Source organism: Sphingomonas sp. PP-CE-1A-559 (assembly GCF_004340965.1).
Taxonomy (GTDB): Bacteria; Pseudomonadota; Alphaproteobacteria; order Sphingomonadales; family Sphingomonadaceae; genus Sphingomonas.
On record NZ_SLYA01000004.1, the window covers coordinates 278,345 to 296,126 of the forward strand.

The following is a 17,782-nucleotide window of genomic DNA, read 5'->3' on the forward strand; positions in this document are numbered from 1 at the left end:
CAGATCGCAAATCGGCCCACCACGTCGTGCCGCCCGATCATCTTTGCGAATCATTGGCTTAGCCGCCGGAACAGCAGGCGGCCGAGACTGTTTCGCTACCAGGACCCTTCGCGTCGGCCCGCTCCACCGTGAGCTTCCACCACGATCTCGACGCCCCGATCCGACGAGGACCATCATGCCGATCCAGACGACCGACGATCTCGAACTCGCCTATGCCGATACCGGGCCGCGCGATGGCCAGCCGGTCCTGCTGATCCACGGCTGGCCCGACGACGCATCGACTTGGGACGAGGTCGTACCCGCGCTCAATGCGGCCGGATTGCGGACCATCGTGCCGACCTTGCGCGGCTTTGGCGAAACCCGGTTCGTCGGGAATGCACCGCGCACCGGCAACAGCGCGATCCTGGCGATGGACATGATCGCGCTGATGGACGCGCTCGGGATCGAGACGTTCATGATCGGCGGGCATGACTGGGGCTCGAACACCGCGGAGGCACTCGCGGTCGGCTGGCCCGACCGCGTCGAGCGGATGGCGATGCTCGCGACGCCGCCCCGGCTCGGCGGCATGCCGACGCCGCCGTTCGAGCAGGTGCAACGCCAATGGTATCATTGGTTCATGGCCACCGCGCGCGGTGCGCAGGCCGTTCGCGACGACCACAAGGGTTTCGCGCACATCCACTGGGTCAACTGGTCGCCCCCCGGCTGGTTCGACGAAGCGACCTTCGCCCGCGTCGCACGATCGTTCGAGAACCCCGACTGGGCCGACGTCACGCTGCACAGCTACCGCGCGCGCTGGAACGAGGCCGAACCCGATCCGCGCAGCCAGTGGCTCGAGGACAAGGTGAAGGCGACAAGGACGCTCTCGCTGCCGACGATGTATTTCCAGGGCGCGGTCGACGGCGTGAACCCGCCATCGGCGAGCACTTCGGTACCCGCCAAGTTCACCGGCCCGTTCGCGTTCGTGACGCTCAACGGCGTCGGCCATTTCATCCAGCGCGAAGTCCCCGACGCGGTCGCGCGCCATCTCATCCAGCTTTTCACCGGCAATCCCGCCGACCTGTCCGACACCACCGACCGGAGCCTTACAATGTCCAAGACCAAGCCCTTCCTCGCCGGCGCTGCCGCGATCGCCGTCGTCGCCGCCGCGGCGATCGGCGTCGCCAGCGCGCAGACCGCAGCGCAGACCAGCGGTCGCCCGCTCACCCAGGTCGCGCAGTTCGATCACCAGGCGACCGGCGTCGCCGTCACCGCCGACGGCCGTCGCTTCGTCAACTTCCCCCGCTGGACCGACGACGCGCCGATCTCGGTCGCCGAAGTGATGAAGGACGGCTCGCTCAAGGCCTATCCGGACGCCAAGTGGAACAGCTGGCGCAACGCGAAGTCCGCGGAAATGCCGGTCGGCGATTACTTCGTCTGCGTGCAGTCGATCGTCCCCGACGGCCACGGCAACCTCTGGGTGCTCGATCCCGGCGCGCCCGGTAACGAAAAGATCCTCGAAGGTGCGCCCAAGCTGGTCAAGATCGACCTTGCCACCAACCGCGTGACCAAGGTCATCAAGGTGCCGCTCGACGTCGCGTTGCAGGGCACCTACCTCAACGACATCCGCTTCTCGCCCGACGGCAAGACCGGCTACATCACCGATTCCGGGACGCGCGGCGCGATCATCGTCATCGATCTCGAAACCGGCAAGGGCTTCCGCGCGCTCGACGGCCATGGCTCAACGCAGATCGACAAGACCGTGAAGGTGATGACCGACGGCAAGCCGCTCGTCCGCCCCGATGGTCGCCAGCCCGCCTTCGCCGCGGACGGCATCGCGATCTCTAACGACGGCAAGACGCTCTACTATCAGGCGCTTACCGGCAAGACACTCTACTCGATCGACACCACGCTGCTGCGTGACGGCGTCAGCGAGGCGACGCGGGCCGCGGGCGTGAAGACCGTCGCGCAGACGCACGTCGCCGACGGCCTGTGGATGAGCAAGGCGGGCACGCTCTACCTGACGTCGCCGGTTAACAACGGCATCACCCGGCTGGTCGGCGATCATGTCGAGCCGGTGCTGACCGACGCCCGCCTGCGCTGGCCCGATACGTTCTCGGAAGGTCCGGATGGCCGCATCTACGTCACCGCCAGCCACATCCAGGACACCAACTGGTTCAAGCCCGGGGCGCCCGCGTCGCTCAAGACCGAGCTGTTCTCGTTCGCACCCGCAAAGTGAGGCCCGACATGACCTATCTCCGCTACAGCGACGACATCGAGACGATCCAGCCCAACGAGCAGGAATCGATCGACGGCATCATTCAGGGCATGTCGCAGCAGACCGAAACCGTCGAGAAGCGCGAGGGCCATGCGGTCCGCGCGAGCCATGCGAAGAGTTCGGCGTGCGTGATCGGCGAACTGACGATCGCGCCCGGCCTGCCGCCCGAACTCGCACAAGGCGTGTTCGCGACGCCCGGCACGCACCCCGTCGCGATCCGCTTCGCGCAGGGGCCGGGCGAGACGCTCGGCGACCGCGTCTCGACGCACCGCGGCATGGCGATCAAGATCTTCGACGTACCCGGCGACAAGCTGTCGGGCCACGATGCCGACACGCAGGATTTCGTGTTCGCGACGGGCACGACCTTTCCGTCCGGCACCGCGCAGGGGTTCCTGAGCGATGCCAAGAAGATCGGTGCGGCAGTACCCTTGCCGGAGGGCTTCAAGAGCGCGGTGTCGAGCCTCGCGCGCAACGTGAACAAGGCACTGCACGCGGTCGGCACCGAAAGCCCCAAGGCAGACTTTTTCGGTCATCCCTTCAGTCATCCGCTCGCCGAACCGTATTTCAGCCAATGTCCGATCCGCTACGGGGATTTCGTTGCCAAGATCGGCGCCTTCCCCGCCTCGCCCGAACAGGCCGCGCTGAAGGACTGGGAACTCGACCCGAAGCAGGACGAGGATGGATTCCGCCATGCCGCCGTCCGCTATTTTGGCGAACACGACGCGGTCTTCGAACTGCGCGTGCAACTCTGGGCGAACGCCGAGACGCAGCCGATCGAAGACACCTCGGTCGACTGGCCCGAGGAGGAGAGCCGCTACCTGACCGTCGCGACGATCCGCATTCCGCGGCAGGAGGCCTATAGCGCCGCCCGCGTCCGTTATTTCGACGATGTGATGACGTTCCGCCCCGCCCACTCACTGGCGGCACACCGCCCGCTGGGCTCGGTGATGCGCGCCCGCCTACAGGTCTATCACGCGCTGTCGAAGCTGCGTCACGACGAGAACGGCACCAAGGCCGAAAACACCGCCTCGGTCGACCAGATACCCGCCTGAGACAAAGGTCCCTTCGGGGACCCGGCTTGCGCTCATGGCAAATAAAAACCCCGCTAGTCCGTGGGACTAGCGGGGTTTTCAATGGTGGGCGTGGCAAGGATTGAACTTGCGACCCCTGCGATGTCAACACAGTGCTCTACCACTGAGCTACACGCCCGCCGGAGGGCTCCACTAGCCGCGCTCTTCGCGGCGTGCAAGCCCTCAATGCATACCCGTGACATTATCCATCTCGAACAGCCGGTCGACCTCGGCGACCAGGTCGCGGAGGTGGAACGGCTTGGACAGGACGCGCGCCTGCGGCATCGCCCGCCCGGCCTTCAACGTGACCGCCGCAAAGCCGGTGATGAACATCACCCGCAGGTCCGCACACATCTCGCCCGCCTTCTGCGCCAGTTCGATGCCGTCCATCTCGGGCATGACGATATCGGTCAGCAACAGGTCGAACGTCTCGGTTTCGAGCAACGGAATCGCCGCCGTCCCGCGGTCGACCGCGGTCACGGCATAGCCCGAGCGTTCGAGCGCCCGAGTCAGATACTCGCGCATGACCTGATCGTCCTCGGCCAGCAGAATTCGTAACATCGATCTAAAGTCCCGTTTTCACACGCACATTCCGCGGTCGCCCTACCCTGAAAATGGTTAACATATCCAGGTCGATTGCCCATGCCCGGTGCTGGCCCTAGCGTGGTGCGATGCAGTCTTCTTCCTTCGAGCGCCTGGGCGCAATGCCGCCCGTGAGCCCGGTGGTGGTGTCCGTCCCGCACGCAGGCCGGGACTATCCGCTCGCGCTCAAGACGGCGTTGCGCGTGCCGCTTGCCGGGCTGCTGCCGCTCGAGGATCGGCTCGTCGATGCGGTGGCGCGTGCCGCACGGACCGATCAGACGACGATCGTCCAGACCCGTGCGCGCGCCTGGATCGATCTCAACCGGCGCGAGGACGAGCGCGATCCGCTGCTCGACGAGGGTGCGCCATCGATGCCGCTCGCTCAGCAATCCGCCAAGCTGCGCAGTGGGCTCGGTCTCGTCCCACGCCGCGCATCGGGGGCGGGCGATCTCTGGGCGCGGCGGTTCACCGATGCCGACGTCACCGCGAGGATCGCCAACGATCACCGTCCTTACCATGCGGCGCTCACGGCGGCGCTGAAGGCGGCACACGACCGATTCGGCGTGGCGGTGTTGCTCGACGTGCATTCGATGCCGCCGCTCGGTCCGGGTGGATCGCGAATCGTGATCGGCGACCGGTTCGGCCATTCCGCCGAGCCACGCTTCGTCGCGCGGATCGAAGCCGAGTGTATCGCGCGCGGGTTCTCGACCGCGATCAACGCACCCTATGCGGGTGGCCATATCCTGGAACGACATGCGTGTCCGGCCGCAAACGTTCATGCGGTACAATTCGAGCTGGATCGCACGCTGTATCTCGATCGCAAGCTCCACGCGCCCGGGGCCGGTTTTGCGCGCGTCGTCGACCTCGTCCGCGCAATTTTGGCGGCGCTCACCGACGAGGCCTTGCCCGTCCCGCTCGCCGCTGCCGCCGAATGACCGGACGCGCCTAGCTGATCAGCGCGTCCAGCAGTTCCTCGATCCGCCCTGCCCGCGTGATCGGGTCGGCAATGCCCTCGGCGGCGATCCAGCGCCCGTTCTTCTCGACCAGATCGTCGAGCGGTTTTGCGGCAGTCCGGTCGTGCGGCGTGAACGCGATCGCAGCGGGACCGGCGTCGATCTGTCGTACGCCCGCCTCACGCGCCATCATCCGGATACGCGCCACCTGCAACAGTCGCAGTGCCGCCTCGGGCGCCTTGCCGAACCGGTCGTCCAGCTCCGCCTCGAACAGGTCGAGTGCCGAGACGTCCTCCAGCCGCGCAAGCCGGCCATAGAGCGACATCCGCACCTCCATCTCGGGGATCCACGCTTCGGGAAGGCTGCCGCCCAGTTCGAGGTGAAGTTCGGGAATCCAGTCGTCGATCGGCGCGCCGCCCTCGCGCTCGATCCGCGCCAGCCGCAACGCGCGGCCGAACAGATGCTGGTACAGGTCGATCCCGATCAGTTTCATGTGACCAGCCTGTGCCTCGCCGACCAGATCGCCCGCGCCCCGCAGGTCGAGATCGCGCGCACTGATCGCAAAGCCCGCGCCCAGGCGGTCGAACGCCTGGAGCGTGCGCAACCGCTTCAGCGTCGCCTCCGCGATCGTCGCCTCGCCGTCGGTCAGCAGCATCACCTGCCCCCGCCGTCCACTGCGACCGACGCGGCCGCGAAGCTGATGCAGCTGCGACAAGCCGAACCGGTCCGCGTGATGCACGATCATCGTGTTCGCGCGCGGCACGTCGAGCCCGGCCTCGATGATGTTGGTCGCAAGCAGTACGTCGCCGTCGCCCGCCGCAAACGCGACCATCGCCTCGTCGATCTCCCCCGCCGGCATTTTCCCGTGCGCCTGCACCAGCCCGAGTTCAGGCACGAGCTTGGCCAGCTTGGCGGCAAGCGGCGCCATGTCGTCGATCCGCGGCACCACGACGAAGCTCTGCCCGCCTCGCGCCCGCTCGCGACGCAGCGCCGCGCGCACCGTCGCGTCGTCGAACTGCGCGACCGACGTGCGGATCGGCTGGCGACGTGCCGGCGGTGTGGCGATGACCGACAAGCCCTGCAACCCGATCATCGCGGACTGTAGCGTCCGCGGGATCGGCGTCGCGCTAAGCGTCAGGACGTGCCCCGCCCCCAGCGCATGCATCTTGGCCTTGTCGGCCGCGCCGAACCTTTGCTCTTCGTCGATCACGACGAGCGCGAGATCCTTGTACGCGACGCCCTTGCCGGCGATCGCCCCCGTGCCGATCACGACGCCGATCGATCCGTCCGCAAGCCCCGCCCGAACCCGCGCCTTCTCCGCGGTATTCGACAACCGCGACAGGCCGGCGACGGTCACGCCGGTCCCCTCGAAGCGCTTCGAGAACGTCTCGATATGCTGGCGGACCAGCACCGTCGTCGGCGCGGCGATCGCGACCTGGCGCCCGGCCAGTGCAACGGCAGCAGCGGCACGCAACGCGACCTCGGTCTTGCCGTAGCCGACGTCGCCGATGATCAGCCGGTCCATCGGCTTGCCGCTCGCAAGGTCCGCCAGCGTCGTCGCGATCGCCTTTGCCTGGTCCGGCGTCTCGGTGAACGCGAAGCCGGCGGCGAATTTCTCGTACCGGGCACGGTCGGGCTCGATCGGATCGGTCGTCCTTGCGTCGCGTTCCGCAGCGATCGCGGCGAGGTCCCGCGCGCTTTCGGCGATCGCGGCATCGATCGCGCCACGCCGCTTCTGCCACGACGCACCGTCGAGCGAGTCAAGCGTGACCGCGTCGATCTCCGCGCCATACCGCCAGATCCGGTCGGCCTCGCGCACAGGCACCAGGCGGCGGCCTTCCTTGGCATATTCCAGGACGATCGCGTCGCCGTCGGTCCCCGGCAGCATCTCGAGCCCGCGGACGACGCCGATCCCGAACTCCTCGTGGACGATCACGTCGCCGCATCGCAGCTCGCTCGTCAGTCCCGGCAACATGCCCGCACTGCCGCCCGCGATCTCGTCCCCCCGAGCCCGCCCGCCGAGCAGGTCCGCGCCGGCAACGACCGCGGTCCCGCTCGCGACGAAGCCGCGATCGACCGGGGCGACCAGCAACATGGCGGTGCCGGGCTTGGCCGAAACGACGTCCGTCCAGCGATCGACCGACGTGAAGGCGATCTTCGCCGCCCGCTCGAGCCTGGGCTGGAGGAACCGCAGGTCGCGCGGCGATCCCACGACGAGCAGACGCCCATCCGCAAGCGCGTCCTTCGCGAACCGCGCGAACGCGCGCGCCGGATCGCGCCGTTCGATGAACCGCGGGGGCATTTCGTCGCCAACGTCGAACGCGGCCGTTTCACGGTTCGCGATCTCGGTTGCCCAGACCTTTTCGAGGACCAGATCGGCGGAGGCACGACGCCGGGGCAGGCCATCTGCGGCAATGGCAAGGAACCGGTCGCGCCGCTTCTCCGCATCCCGGTCGAACGCGATCGCTGCATCCGGTAGGTGCGCGAGGATCGACACGCCCTTCTCGACCGCGGGTTCGGTCGCGCGACCGATCTCGACGACGTCGACGTCGCCCAGGCCGAGTTGCGACACCGGATCGTAATCACGCAAGCCAGTGATGCGGCCATCGGCGAACTCGATCCGGACCGGGGTCTCGCGATCGGCGGGGAACACATCGATCACGCCACCGCGTACCGCGATCTCGCCCGGTTCGTCGATCCGATCGTCGGTCAGGTAGCCGACCTCCTCGGCGATCGCGGCAAACGCCTCGATGTCGATCGCATCGCCGACCTGCAGCCGCGGTGGCGCCACGTCGAACATCGGCGGCGGCGGATAGCGTACCGCCGTCGCCTCGGCGGTCGTCACCACCAGGATCGGTGCCGCCTTACTCTCGGATCCCGCGCGTAGCCGCCGCAACGCCGCCACGCGACGTCCGACGTTGGCAGGCGATGCCGGCGCATCGTCGCCCGGCAGCGCATCGCTCGACGGCACGTGGACGACCAAAGCATCGGGCGCGAGCGCCGCCGCAATGGTCGCGATCTCCGTCGCCCGCTGATCGTCCGCCGCGACGTAGACGAGGTTCCCGCCGGACAAGCGCTCGACGATAGCCGCCGCCAGCGGTGCCACCGCCGCGCTAGGCTTCGCCGCTATCGTTGGCGCGACATCCGCATTCTCGACGTCTTGACTGACCTGAAGCACCGACACGCATCCTTCTTTCGAGGATGAACGTGATGTCGGCAACGTGCGTTCCGGCGATACTATCCTCGATCAGGGTATTCGATCACCATGCGAAGGCGGGAACGATCGTACGCCGTCCGACCAGGAACGCGTCGGCCACGAGCCGCAGCGGTGTTACGTCCACGTCGCTGGCGCGCGAACCGACGAGCGCCGCGAACTTGGCATAGAGCCCGGGATATTCGGCATCCGTCGCCTCGGTGACCGTGCCGTCGATGTCCAGGATCGCGCCGCCCATGCTCAGCTTCAGCGTACCGCCGTCAGTCTCGACGACGATGTCCCATTGCTGCGGCCCTTCGTGGAGGAAGTCGAACGCCGCCGTGACGGGGATGTCGCCGCAGGTGAGATCGATATCGGCAGCCAGCGGCGACATCCGGCCTTCCGGTATGTGCAGGTCCGCACGATGCACCACCCAGGCGCCGGGGAGGATCTCGGTCACGATCGACAGCGCGTTGATGCCCGGATCGAACACGCCGAACCCGCCCGCTTCCAGGATCCAGTCCTGGCCGGGGTGCCAGCGCCGGATATCCTCGCGCCATGCGATCGTGACGCGCTCGACCGTGCGATCGGCGAGCCACGCGCGCGCTGGCGCGACGCCGGCCGCTTCGCGCGAATGCCAGGTTGCGAACAACGAACGGCCAGCGGCAACCGCATGCGCCTCGATCCGCGCGACTTCGGACAGCGTTGCGGCGGGCGGCTTCTCCATCATCACGTCCAGCCCGGCATCGAGCGCCGCCATCGCAATCGCGGATCGTCCGACCGGTGGCGTGCAGATCGAAACGGCATCGAGGTCATGCCCGGCCGCGAGCAGTTCGGCGATGTCGTGATAATTATCGACGCCGTCGACCACGGCATTACGGCTGACCGCCGCGACCAGTTCGAAACGCGGATCGTTCGCGATCGCCGGCAGATGCTGGTCGCGCGCGATCTTGCCAACGCCGATGATCGCCAGCCGGATCGGCTTTGCGGACTTTGCCTCGGTCGCCATTAAAACCCTCTCAGTTACAGTATAACGGTGCTTACTCGTCGCCGATCAGCGTCAGCACGTCGCCGATGATCCGCGTCATCGCGATCCGCGCCGCGGCGGGGTCACGTGCGATGATCGCGTCCGCCACAGCGGCGTGATCGGGGATATTGGCGGAACGGCCCTTGATCCGGTTGGTGAACCGGATCGAAGTCCGCAGCGCGGTCGAGACAACCGATTGGAACTGCGCGTAGAACGGGTTCTTCGATGCCCGCAGGATCGCCATGTGAAACGCGATATCGGCCTCGAGCGGATCGGTCGTTCCCGCCTCGCCCGCTTCCATCTGCGCCAGCCCGTTGCGGATCGCCGCCTCGTCGGCCGCATCGCCGAACCGCGCCGCCAAGGCCGCGGCCTCCGGCTCGATCGCGACGCGCAACTGGTTGAAGTGTCGCAGCAACTCGACCGAGAACTTGCGTTCCAGCGTCCAGCGCAGCACGTCGGTATCGAACAGGTTCCATGAGCTTGCGGGTTGCACGACGGTCCCCTGCCGCGGCCGCGCGCTGACCAAGCCCTTCGCAGTCAGCATCTTGACCGCCTCGCGCGTCACAGATCGGCTCACGCCATGCGTCTTGGCGATCTCCGCTTCGGTCGGGAACGGACGGTTTTCATAGCGTCCGGTGACGATCGCCCGCCCGAGCGTGTCGAGCATCCCATGCGTCAGATTACGGCCCAAGATCGCGGTGGCCGGAAGAACGTCGGTGTCTGTCGTATCGGTCGCCATCGGCCGGGTTTTGGCGCAACGCGCTCCTGGTGTCACGCGTCTTGCAACGCGCCGCAACGATATCCGGTGGAAGGCTTGCCGCATTCATCCTACAATTGGCGACAATGCGGGCAAAGGCGGGCGTAATCGTCAAGCTCACGACGACGTCGAGGTAGAGTTATGCAGCCTTTCATTGCAGTCGACTGGGGCACCACCAATCGGCGCGCGTTCCGGATCGAGGACGGTACCGTCGTTGCGACCGAGCGTGACGACCGTGGCGCCGCGGCCGTAGCGGCCGACGAGTACGACGCTGAGGTTGCGGGTATCCGCGAACGCCTGGGCGACCTGCCGATGCTGCTCGCGGGGATGGTCGGATCGAACATCGGCTGGCGTAGCGTGCCCTATGTCGCCGCCCCCGCAGGACTTGCAGAGGTTGCCGCCGCGCTCGACCGGATCGACGACCGGACCGCGATCGTCCCCGGACTGTCGTACCGCGACGGATTGCACGCCGACGTGATGCGCGGCGAGGAGGTCCAGCTGCTGGGCGCGGTCGCCGCTGGGCTGGTACCGGCGGACGCGCGGCTCTGCCAGCCGGGCACGCATTGCAAATGGGCCACCGTCGAGGGCGGCAGGATCGCTCGGTTCACGACGGCAATGACCGGCGAACTCTTCGCCCTGCTCCGCGCGCACGGTGTCCTGTCGCGCCAGCTCGGCCATCCGGTCGAGCCGGGCACAGCGTTCCTCGAAGGTGTCGCCGAGGGCGCGAAACGCGATCTCGCCGCCAGCCTGTTCGCGATCCGCGCGCGCGGCGTACTCGGACTTGCCGACGATGCGCACGCCGCCTCGTTCGCGAGCGGGCTGCTGATTGGCGCGGACACCGCCGCGCGAATCGAGCCCGGCGCGACCGTCCACATCCTAGCCGACGCCGCCCTCGGCGCGCTGTACGCCAGCGCGATCGATGCGCTCGGCGGCGCGTCGCACCATATAGACAGTCAGGCCGCGTTCGTCGCCGGCATCACCCGCATCCAGGATCTTGCAGCATGACCAACCGCCAAGCCTTTGACGACGCCTTCGCGAAATGCCCGCTGATCGCGATCCTCCGCGGGGTAAAGCCCGACGAGGTCGAGGCGATCGGCGAAGCGCTGGTCGAGGCCGGCTTCACGATCCTCGAAGTGCCGATGAACTCGCCCGACCCGCTCGACAGCATCGCCCGACTGGCGCGCAGGCTCGAGGGACGTGCGGTCGTCGGTGCAGGCACGGTCTTGCGGGTCGAGGATGTCGAGGCCGTCGGCGCGGCGGGCGGCACGCTGATCATCGCCCCCAACGCGAACGTCCGCGTGATCGCCGCGGCGGCGGACAAGGGCTATGTCGCGCTCCCCGGCATCGCGACTCCGACCGAGGCGTTCGCCGCGCTCGACGCCGGTGCCGCCGCGCTGAAGCTGTTCCCCGCCGAAGCCGCAAGCCCAGCGGTACTCAAGGCAATGCGCGCGATCCTCCCCAAGGACACGCGCGTGCTGCCGGTCGGCGGGATCGCGCCGGAACTGATGGCGGATTGGCGCAAGGCCGGTGCAGCTGGCTTCGGGCTCGGCTCTGCGCTGTTCGCACCGGGCATGACCGCGGCGGACGTGGGCGCGAGGGCGAAGACGTTCATCGAGACGTGGAACGCGGGTTAGACCCAAGACTGGAAGCAGGGATCGTCTTCCCGGCGTGCAGGGTTTAGGGCCGCGCGATGATGTTTGCCGAACAGGAACGAGACCTCGCCAAACTGACGGCTGCCGACCGGTACCGATCGCTCCGGCCGCGTAAGGGCGTCGACTTCGCCTCGAACGACTATCTCGGACTCGCCGGATCGGACCGGCTTCGTGCGGCAATGACCGATGCGTTGCAGCGCGGCGTGCCGGTCGGGTCGGGCGGGTCGCGGTTGCTGCGCGGCAATGCGCCCGAGCATGAGGCGCTGGAGGCGGATGCCGCGCGCTTCTTCGCGACCGAGGCCGCGCTGTTCTTCGCGAGCGGCTATGTCGCCAACACGATCCTGTTCGCGACACTGCCACAACGCGACGACCTGATCGTCCATGACGCGCTGATCCACGCCAGCGCGCACGAGGGGATGCGGCTGACACGGGCGACCTGCGTGATCGCGGCGCATAACGACGCCGGTGCGTTCGAGGATGCGATCGCCGCGTGGCGCGCGTCGGGCGGCACGGGCCGCGTGTGGATAGCGGTCGAGAGCCTATACAGCATGGACGGCGATCAGGCTCCACTCACAGAACTCGCCGAAATCGCCGACCGCCACGACGCCGTCCTGCTGATCGACGAGGCGCATGCGACCGGCGTGTTCGGCACCGACGGCCGCGGGCTTGCCGAAGCGCTCGACGGGCGCGAGAACGTCATCACCTTGAGGACTTGCGGCAAGGCGCTTGGGTGCGAGGGCGCGCTGTTGTGCGGGCCCGCTGTGATGCGCGAGTTCATCGTCAATCGCGGCCGCGGGTTCATCTTCTCGACCGCACCGTCGCCGCTGATGGCACTGGCGGTCGGCGAGGCCCTCCGCATCATCGCCGACGAGCCGGCGCGCCGGGAGAAGCTCTGGACGTTGATCGCCGTGGCGGAGCGCATGCTTGCACCGTACGGCGTCGCGGCGACGGGATCGCAGATCCTGCCGCTGGTGCTGGGGGACGCCGCGCGGACGATGCGGGTCGCCGGTGCGATCCAAGCAGCGGGGTTCGACGTGCGCGGGATACGGCCGCCGACCGTGCCCGAGGGCGGATCGCGGCTGCGGATTTCGTTGACGCTCAACGCGACGGTCGCGGATATCGAGGCTCTGGCTGACGTCATGGGAGAGGCATTGCAATGACGATCGTCGTTACCGGAACGGACACCGATATCGGCAAGACCGTGTTCGCCGCCGGGCTCACCGCGGCACTCGGCGCGCGCTACTGGAAACCGGTTCAGGCCGGGCTCACGGACGGCAGCGACGCAGCCTCGGTCGTAACGCTCGGCGTCCCCGCGGACCGGGTCCTGCCGGAAGCATACCGGTTGACGACGCCATGCTCGCCGCATCTCGCCGCCGAGATCGACCGCGTGACGATCGATCCGGACCAGCTTGCGCTACCCGAAGTCGATGGCCCACTGGTGGTCGAGGGAGCAGGTGGCGTGATGGTCCCCATCACACGCGACATGATCTTCGCGGACCTGTTTGCCAGCTGGAACAAGCCGGTCGTACTCGTCGCGCGCACTGGGCTCGGCACGATCAACCACAGCCTGCTCTCGATCGAGGCACTGCGCAGCCGCGCTGTCCCCATCCTGGGCATCGCCTTCGTCGGCGACCCGGTCGAGGATAGCGAGGCGACGATCGCTGCACTCGGCAAGGTTCGCCGGCTAGGCCGCCTGCCCCGCCTCGATCCGCTCAACGCCGCCACCCTGGCGGAAGCGTTCGCCGCGAACTTCGATCTGGAGGCGTTCCGATGAGCGACTCCCCCGTCTGGCACCCCTTCACCCAGCACGGCCTGCGCGAGCCGATCCCGCTCGTAACGCATGCCGAGGGCGCCGCGCTCTACACGTCGGACGGACGGCGGATCGTCGATGCGATCTCGTCCTGGTGGGTCACGACGCATGGCCACGCCAACCCGAAGATCATGGCGGCGATCGCCGAGCAGGCGGGGAAGCTCGACCAGATCATCTTCGCCGGCTGGACGCATCAGCCCGCCGAAAACCTCGCGCGCGGCCTTACCAAAATCATGCCGCCGGACCTCACCCGCGTGTTCTTCTCGGACTCCGGCTCGACCAGCGTCGAGTGCGCACTGAAGATGGCGCTCGGTTACTGGCTCGATCGCGGCGAGGATCGCCACCGCATCCTAGTGCTCGAACACGGCTATCACGGCGACACGATCGGCGCGATGTCGGTCGGCGCGCGCGGCGTCTACAACCGTGCCTATGCGCCGCTGCTGTTCGACGTCGGCACGATCCCCTTTCCCGCTGCCGGCCAAGAACAGGCTACGCTCGACGCGCTGGAGAAGGCCTGCGCCGCACACCCCGCCGCGTTCATCGTCGAGCCACTGCTACTCGGCGCCGGCGGAATGCACATCTATCCCGCACACATCCTCGCCGAGATGCGGCGGATCTGCGCAGCGCACGACGTCCTGTTCATCGCCGACGAGGTGATGACCGGTTGGGGCCGCACCGGCACCTTGCTCGCGTGCGAACAGGCGGGCGTGGTGCCCGACATCCTGTGCCTGTCGAAGGGCCTGACCGGCGGCGCGATCCCGCTCGCAGTGACGATGGCGACCGAGGCGATCTACCAGGCGCATTACGGCACCGACCGTGCGCGCATGTTCTTCCACTCGTCAAGCTACACCGCAAACCCGATCGCCTGCGCCGCCGCCAATGCGAACCTAGCGATCTGGCGCGACGAGCCGGTTCGCGAGCGGATCGCCGACCTCGCCACCCGCCAAGCCTCGCGCTTGGCAGCCCTCGCCCGCCACCCCCGTATCGCCAACGCGCGGCAGATCGGCACCATCACCGCGGTCGAACTCCGCGGCGAGGACGGCTATCTCTCGCAGATCGGCCCACGCCTGCTCGCATTCTTCGGCAAGCGCGACCTGCTGCTCCGCCCGCTCGGCAACACCGTCTACGTCATGCCGCCCTATTGCATCGACGATTCCGATCTCGACCGGATCTACGCGGCGATCGCCGAAGCGTCCGACACGATCGGGCAAGACCCCTGACGTTCTTGCTGCACTGCAGCAACAAATGATGTACGTGCGACGTTGAGATAAGATCGCGGCCGAGTACGCTGGCGACGAAAGGCTCGATTACCGTGAGAAACATCGCCGATACCCTCGCCCGAATGGCGCGCGCCGGAGCGCCGACGCCGCGCGACACTGCGCCCAGCCGCCTGACGCCACTGACCCAATTCGGGACCAATCCAGGCGCGTTGCTCGGCTTCAGCTACGTTCCCGCCGACCTGCCATCGAATGCACCACTTGTCGTAGTCCTGCACGGCTGCACGCAAACGGCGGCAGGGTATGACCACGGCTCAGGCTGGTCGAAGCTCGCCGATGGCGCAGGCTTCGCGCTGGTATTCCCCGAGCAAACGCGTGCGAACAATCCTAACCTCTGCTTTAACTGGTTCGCATCGGAGGACACCGCACAAGCCGGCGGCGAGGCGGAATCGATCGCGCAGATGACCGAGACGATGATCGCGCGCCATAACCTCGACCGCAGCCGCATATACGTCACCGGGCTATCGGCAGGCGGCGCGATGACGATGGCGATGCTCGCGACGCGGCCGGATCTGTTCGCAGGCGGCGCGGTGATCGGCGGGCTAGCCTACGGCACCGCGACCGGCGTGTCCCAGGCGCTCGACCGGATGCGCGGGCACGGCGACACCAGCGATACCGCACTGGTCGACATGGTCCGCAGCGGCGCTCGTGGCCATGACGGACGCTGGCCGACGCTCGCGATCTGGCACGGCGGCGCGGACGCGACGGTGAGCGTGGCGAACGCGGATACGATCGCGCGGCAGTGGCGTGGCGTCCACGGCGTCGACGCCAAGACGGTGCGCACCGAGCGAGTAGGCACCGCCGTCCACCGGATCTGGTCGGATGCGGAAGGGCGCGATGTCGTCGAGGACTGGACCGTGCCGGGCATGGGCCACGGCACCCCGATCGATCCGTTGCGTGGCGAGCGCTTGGGTGCTGCGGGGCCGTTCATGCTCGACGTCGGGATTTCGAGCACGGCGGTGATCGCGAAGTCCTGGGGTCTGGTTTCGGCGGCGAAGGCGGAGACTGCGATCACGTTCGCACCAGTCGAACGCGTCGCCAAGATCGCGATTCCCGTCTCGGCGAAACCTGCGTCGAAGCCTCGCGCCGAAGCCCCCGCCGGCATCCAGGCGACGATTGAGAACGCCCTCCGCGCTGCCGGGTTGATGCGGTAGAATAGACTTCGGCAAGGCGTCAGATTCGACCCCGCGCCAGCTCCCCCGTCATCCTGACGAAAGTCAGGATCCAGAGCCAAATTGGACGACGTTCGTTACCCTGGATCCTGACTTTCGTCAGGATGACGGGGTGGTTGGGAAGGGTCACGCGGTCGCCCCAGCATCTTTCACACCGCATCGCGCCCTATCGATCCTCACCCGCCAGGGGGAGGTGGCAGGCAATCGCCTGACGGAGGGGGCGGCATGGACAACCATAGTGGCGCGTTTTCACCCTCCGTCACCTCGCGCGCTTGCCTGACAGGGGGAGGAGCGACGGGAGTAATCGACAAGCCGCCCAACCCGGCTAAAGCCAGCGCATGACGTCCACCCCTCCCCGCCCCTGGCGTACCGAATTCGCCGCGACGCTGAAACTCGCTTGGCCGCTGGTAGCTACCAACCTCGCGCAGGCGCTGGTCGGCGCGACCGACGTAGCAATGCTGGGGCGGCTCGGATCGGATACGCTGGCAGCGGCGACGCTGGGTCTCAACCTCTACCTCGTCTTCCTGATCTTCGGGATGGGCCTCACCACCGCCGCGGTGCCGATGATCGCGCGCGAGCGCGGCGCGCGGCCGCATGCGGTGCGCGATATCCGGCGGACGGTGCGCCAGACGATCTGGGTCGCCGCCACGCTCTGCATCCCCTCGTGGATCATCCTGTGGAATGCCGAGCCAATCCTAGTCCACCTGCTCGACCAGGATCCGCTGCTCGCGCACGAGGCGGCGCGCTTCGTCCGCGCAGTGATGTGGGGAATGCTGCCCAGCCTCTGCTTCCTCGTGCTCCGCGCGTTCGTCGCCGCGCTCGAGAAACCCGCCTGGTCGCTGGTCGTGATGGTCGGGCTGCTGGTCGTCAACGCCGGGCTCAACTGGCTGTTGATCTTCGGCCACGCAGGCCTTCCCGCGCTCGGCCTGCTCGGCTCGGGAATGGCGAGCAGCATCGCCAACGGCCTGAGCTTCGTCGCGATGGCGGCGGTCATCGTCTACGCCAGGCCGTTCCGCCGTTATCATCTGCTCGGCCGGTTCTGGCGCGCCGACTGGCCACGCTACCGTGCCGTGTGGAAACTCGGCCTGCCGATCGCGATTACGCTCGGGTTCGAATCCACAGTGTTCATCGCCGCGGTGTTCCTGATGGGCCTGCTCGGCACCGTACCGCTCGCCGCGCATGCGATCGCGATCCAGATCGCCAGCGTTACCTTCATGGTCCCGCTCGGCATCGCGCAGGCGGCGACGATCCGCGTCGGCCTGGCGTCAGGGCGTGGCGACCGCGCCGGCATAGGGCGCGCAGGTTGGGCGGCGTTCGCGATCGGCGAGAGCTTCATGGTGCTGACCGCCGCGCTGCTGATCTTCGCCCCACAGTTGCTGATCAGCATCATCCTCGATGTCGATGCGCCTGCGAACGCGCCAGTGGTGGCGCTGGCGATCTCGCTGCTCGCGGTTGCTGCGATATTCCAGGTGGTCGACGGCGCGCAGGTAATCGGCGCGGGCATGTTGCGCGGATTGGGGGATACCACGGTGCCGATGATCTTCGCTGCGATCGGCTATTGGGGGATCGGCATCGGGGTCGGCGCGTGGCTCGCCTTTGCCCGCGGCTGGGGCGGCGTCGGTATCTGGACCGGGCTGGCGACCGGATTGGCGGTGGTGTCGGTGCTGATGATGGCCCGGTGGCAGGCGCGCGAGCGGCTCGGCCTTGGTTGACGCTCCGCTGGGCGTGTTTTCGCGATAGGCCGGTACCGATAACACGTGGAGCGCGTTAACATATATTGCATCACGGGAGCCTAACATGTCCGACCCAGACCGTATCGTCGCGATCGGGCTTCTCACGCAACGCGACGTGTTTGCGCTGGGGCATGATCTTTCGCGCGTCTATCCGATCGACGATGCCCCCTGCTTCGGCGCATTGCTCGGCGCGATCGACGACGCCGACCGCGCGTTTCATCGCGAGCACGATGCCCGCCAAATGCATGCCGATCAGCAGGTCAAGGTTGCAACACAAGCACACTAGCAGCGTTCGAGACCCG

Annotated in this window: 15 protein-coding genes and 1 tRNA gene; 11 read left to right on the forward strand and 5 right to left on the reverse strand. The window is 67.5% G+C overall.

Translation table 11 applies throughout. The annotated features are described in order from the left end of the window. The first annotated feature begins 175 nt into the window (after nucleotides 1–175). The gene (locus C8J42_RS14755; RefSeq protein WP_133020651.1) at nucleotides 176–2,215 is read left to right on the forward strand and encodes an L-dopachrome tautomerase-related protein; all 2,040 of its coding nucleotides are present in this window, start codon (nucleotides 176–178) and stop codon (nucleotides 2,213–2,215) included. Between the two features lie 8 nt (nucleotides 2,216–2,223). Then, nucleotides 2,224–3,306: a catalase family protein gene (locus C8J42_RS14760; RefSeq protein ID WP_133020652.1), complete on the forward strand. Its 1,083-nt coding sequence runs from the start codon at nucleotides 2,224–2,226 to the stop codon at nucleotides 3,304–3,306. 82 nt (nucleotides 3,307–3,388) lie between these two features. Here C8J42_RS14760 and C8J42_RS14765 read toward each other — a convergent pair. Both C8J42_RS14765 and C8J42_RS14770 read right to left on the reverse strand, forming a co-directional pair. Continuing rightward, nucleotides 3,389–3,463, reverse strand: a tRNA-Val gene (locus C8J42_RS14765). A 44-nt stretch (nucleotides 3,464–3,507) separates the two neighbouring features. Continuing rightward, a complete protein-coding gene (locus C8J42_RS14770) occupies nucleotides 3,508–3,885 on the reverse strand; it encodes a response regulator (protein ID WP_056065257.1) in 378 nt (125 codons plus the stop codon). A gap of 110 nt (nucleotides 3,886–3,995) precedes the next feature. Between C8J42_RS14770 and C8J42_RS14775 the strand changes: the two genes are divergently transcribed. After that, on the forward strand, nucleotides 3,996–4,841 hold the full coding sequence (locus tag C8J42_RS14775) for an N-formylglutamate amidohydrolase (protein ID WP_133020653.1): 846 nt from the start codon (nucleotides 3,996–3,998) through the stop codon (nucleotides 4,839–4,841). 10 nt (nucleotides 4,842–4,851) lie between these two features. Here C8J42_RS14775 and C8J42_RS14780 read toward each other — a convergent pair whose 3' ends face one another. The 3 genes from C8J42_RS14780 to C8J42_RS14790 form a co-directional block, all read right to left on the reverse strand. After that, nucleotides 4,852–8,043, reverse strand: coding sequence for a TRCF domain-containing protein (locus C8J42_RS14780; protein WP_347812413.1), 3,192 nt, complete (start codon nucleotides 8,041–8,043; stop codon nucleotides 4,852–4,854). Between the two features lie 76 nt (nucleotides 8,044–8,119). After that, entirely contained in the window at nucleotides 8,120–9,061 is a 942-nt protein-coding gene (locus C8J42_RS14785; RefSeq protein WP_133020654.1) for a Gfo/Idh/MocA family oxidoreductase, read from the reverse strand. Nucleotides 9,062–9,092: 31 nt separating this feature from the next. Further along, a complete protein-coding gene (locus tag C8J42_RS14790) occupies nucleotides 9,093–9,818 on the reverse strand; it encodes a FadR/GntR family transcriptional regulator (RefSeq protein WP_107954384.1) in 726 nt (241 codons plus the stop codon). A 159-nt stretch (nucleotides 9,819–9,977) separates the two neighbouring features. Here C8J42_RS14790 and C8J42_RS14795 point away from each other — a divergent pair, with 159 nt between their 5' ends. The 8 genes from C8J42_RS14795 to C8J42_RS14830 all read left to right on the forward strand — a co-directional run bounded on the left by C8J42_RS14795 (nucleotide 9,978) and on the right by C8J42_RS14830 (nucleotide 17,766). Further along, entirely contained in the window at nucleotides 9,978–10,841 is an 864-nt protein-coding gene (locus tag C8J42_RS14795; protein WP_133020655.1) for a 2-dehydro-3-deoxygalactonokinase, read from the forward strand. Beyond that, a complete protein-coding gene (locus C8J42_RS14800) occupies nucleotides 10,838–11,470 on the forward strand; it encodes a 2-dehydro-3-deoxy-6-phosphogalactonate aldolase (RefSeq protein WP_120301156.1) in 633 nt (210 codons plus the stop codon). Before C8J42_RS14795 ends, C8J42_RS14800 begins: the two co-directional genes overlap by 4 nt. Before the next feature lie 56 nt (nucleotides 11,471–11,526). Continuing rightward, nucleotides 11,527–12,648, forward strand: coding sequence for an 8-amino-7-oxononanoate synthase (locus C8J42_RS14805; protein WP_133020656.1), 1,122 nt, complete (start codon nucleotides 11,527–11,529; stop codon nucleotides 12,646–12,648). Then, nucleotides 12,645–13,262 (forward strand): dethiobiotin synthase, encoded by a 618-nt coding sequence (bioD, locus tag C8J42_RS14810; protein WP_207897142.1) that lies wholly within the window; start codon nucleotides 12,645–12,647, stop codon nucleotides 13,260–13,262. The genes C8J42_RS14805 and bioD overlap by 4 nt, the downstream gene beginning before the upstream one ends. After that, nucleotides 13,259–14,518, forward strand: a complete 1,260-nt coding sequence (locus C8J42_RS14815) for an adenosylmethionine--8-amino-7-oxononanoate transaminase (RefSeq protein ID WP_133020658.1) — start codon at nucleotides 13,259–13,261, stop codon at nucleotides 14,516–14,518. Before bioD ends, C8J42_RS14815 begins: the two co-directional genes overlap by 4 nt. A 92-nt stretch (nucleotides 14,519–14,610) precedes the next feature. After that, nucleotides 14,611–15,729: a PHB depolymerase family esterase gene (locus C8J42_RS14820; protein WP_133020659.1), complete on the forward strand. Its 1,119-nt coding sequence runs from the start codon at nucleotides 14,611–14,613 to the stop codon at nucleotides 15,727–15,729. Between the two features lie 356 nt (nucleotides 15,730–16,085). Beyond that, on the forward strand, nucleotides 16,086–17,459 hold the full coding sequence (locus C8J42_RS14825) for an MATE family efflux transporter (RefSeq protein WP_133020660.1): 1,374 nt from the start codon (nucleotides 16,086–16,088) through the stop codon (nucleotides 17,457–17,459). 85 nt (nucleotides 17,460–17,544) lie between these two features. Next, nucleotides 17,545–17,766, forward strand: a complete 222-nt coding sequence (locus C8J42_RS14830) for a hypothetical protein (protein WP_133020661.1) — start codon at nucleotides 17,545–17,547, stop codon at nucleotides 17,764–17,766. Nucleotides 17,767–17,782: the final 16 nt, after the last annotated feature.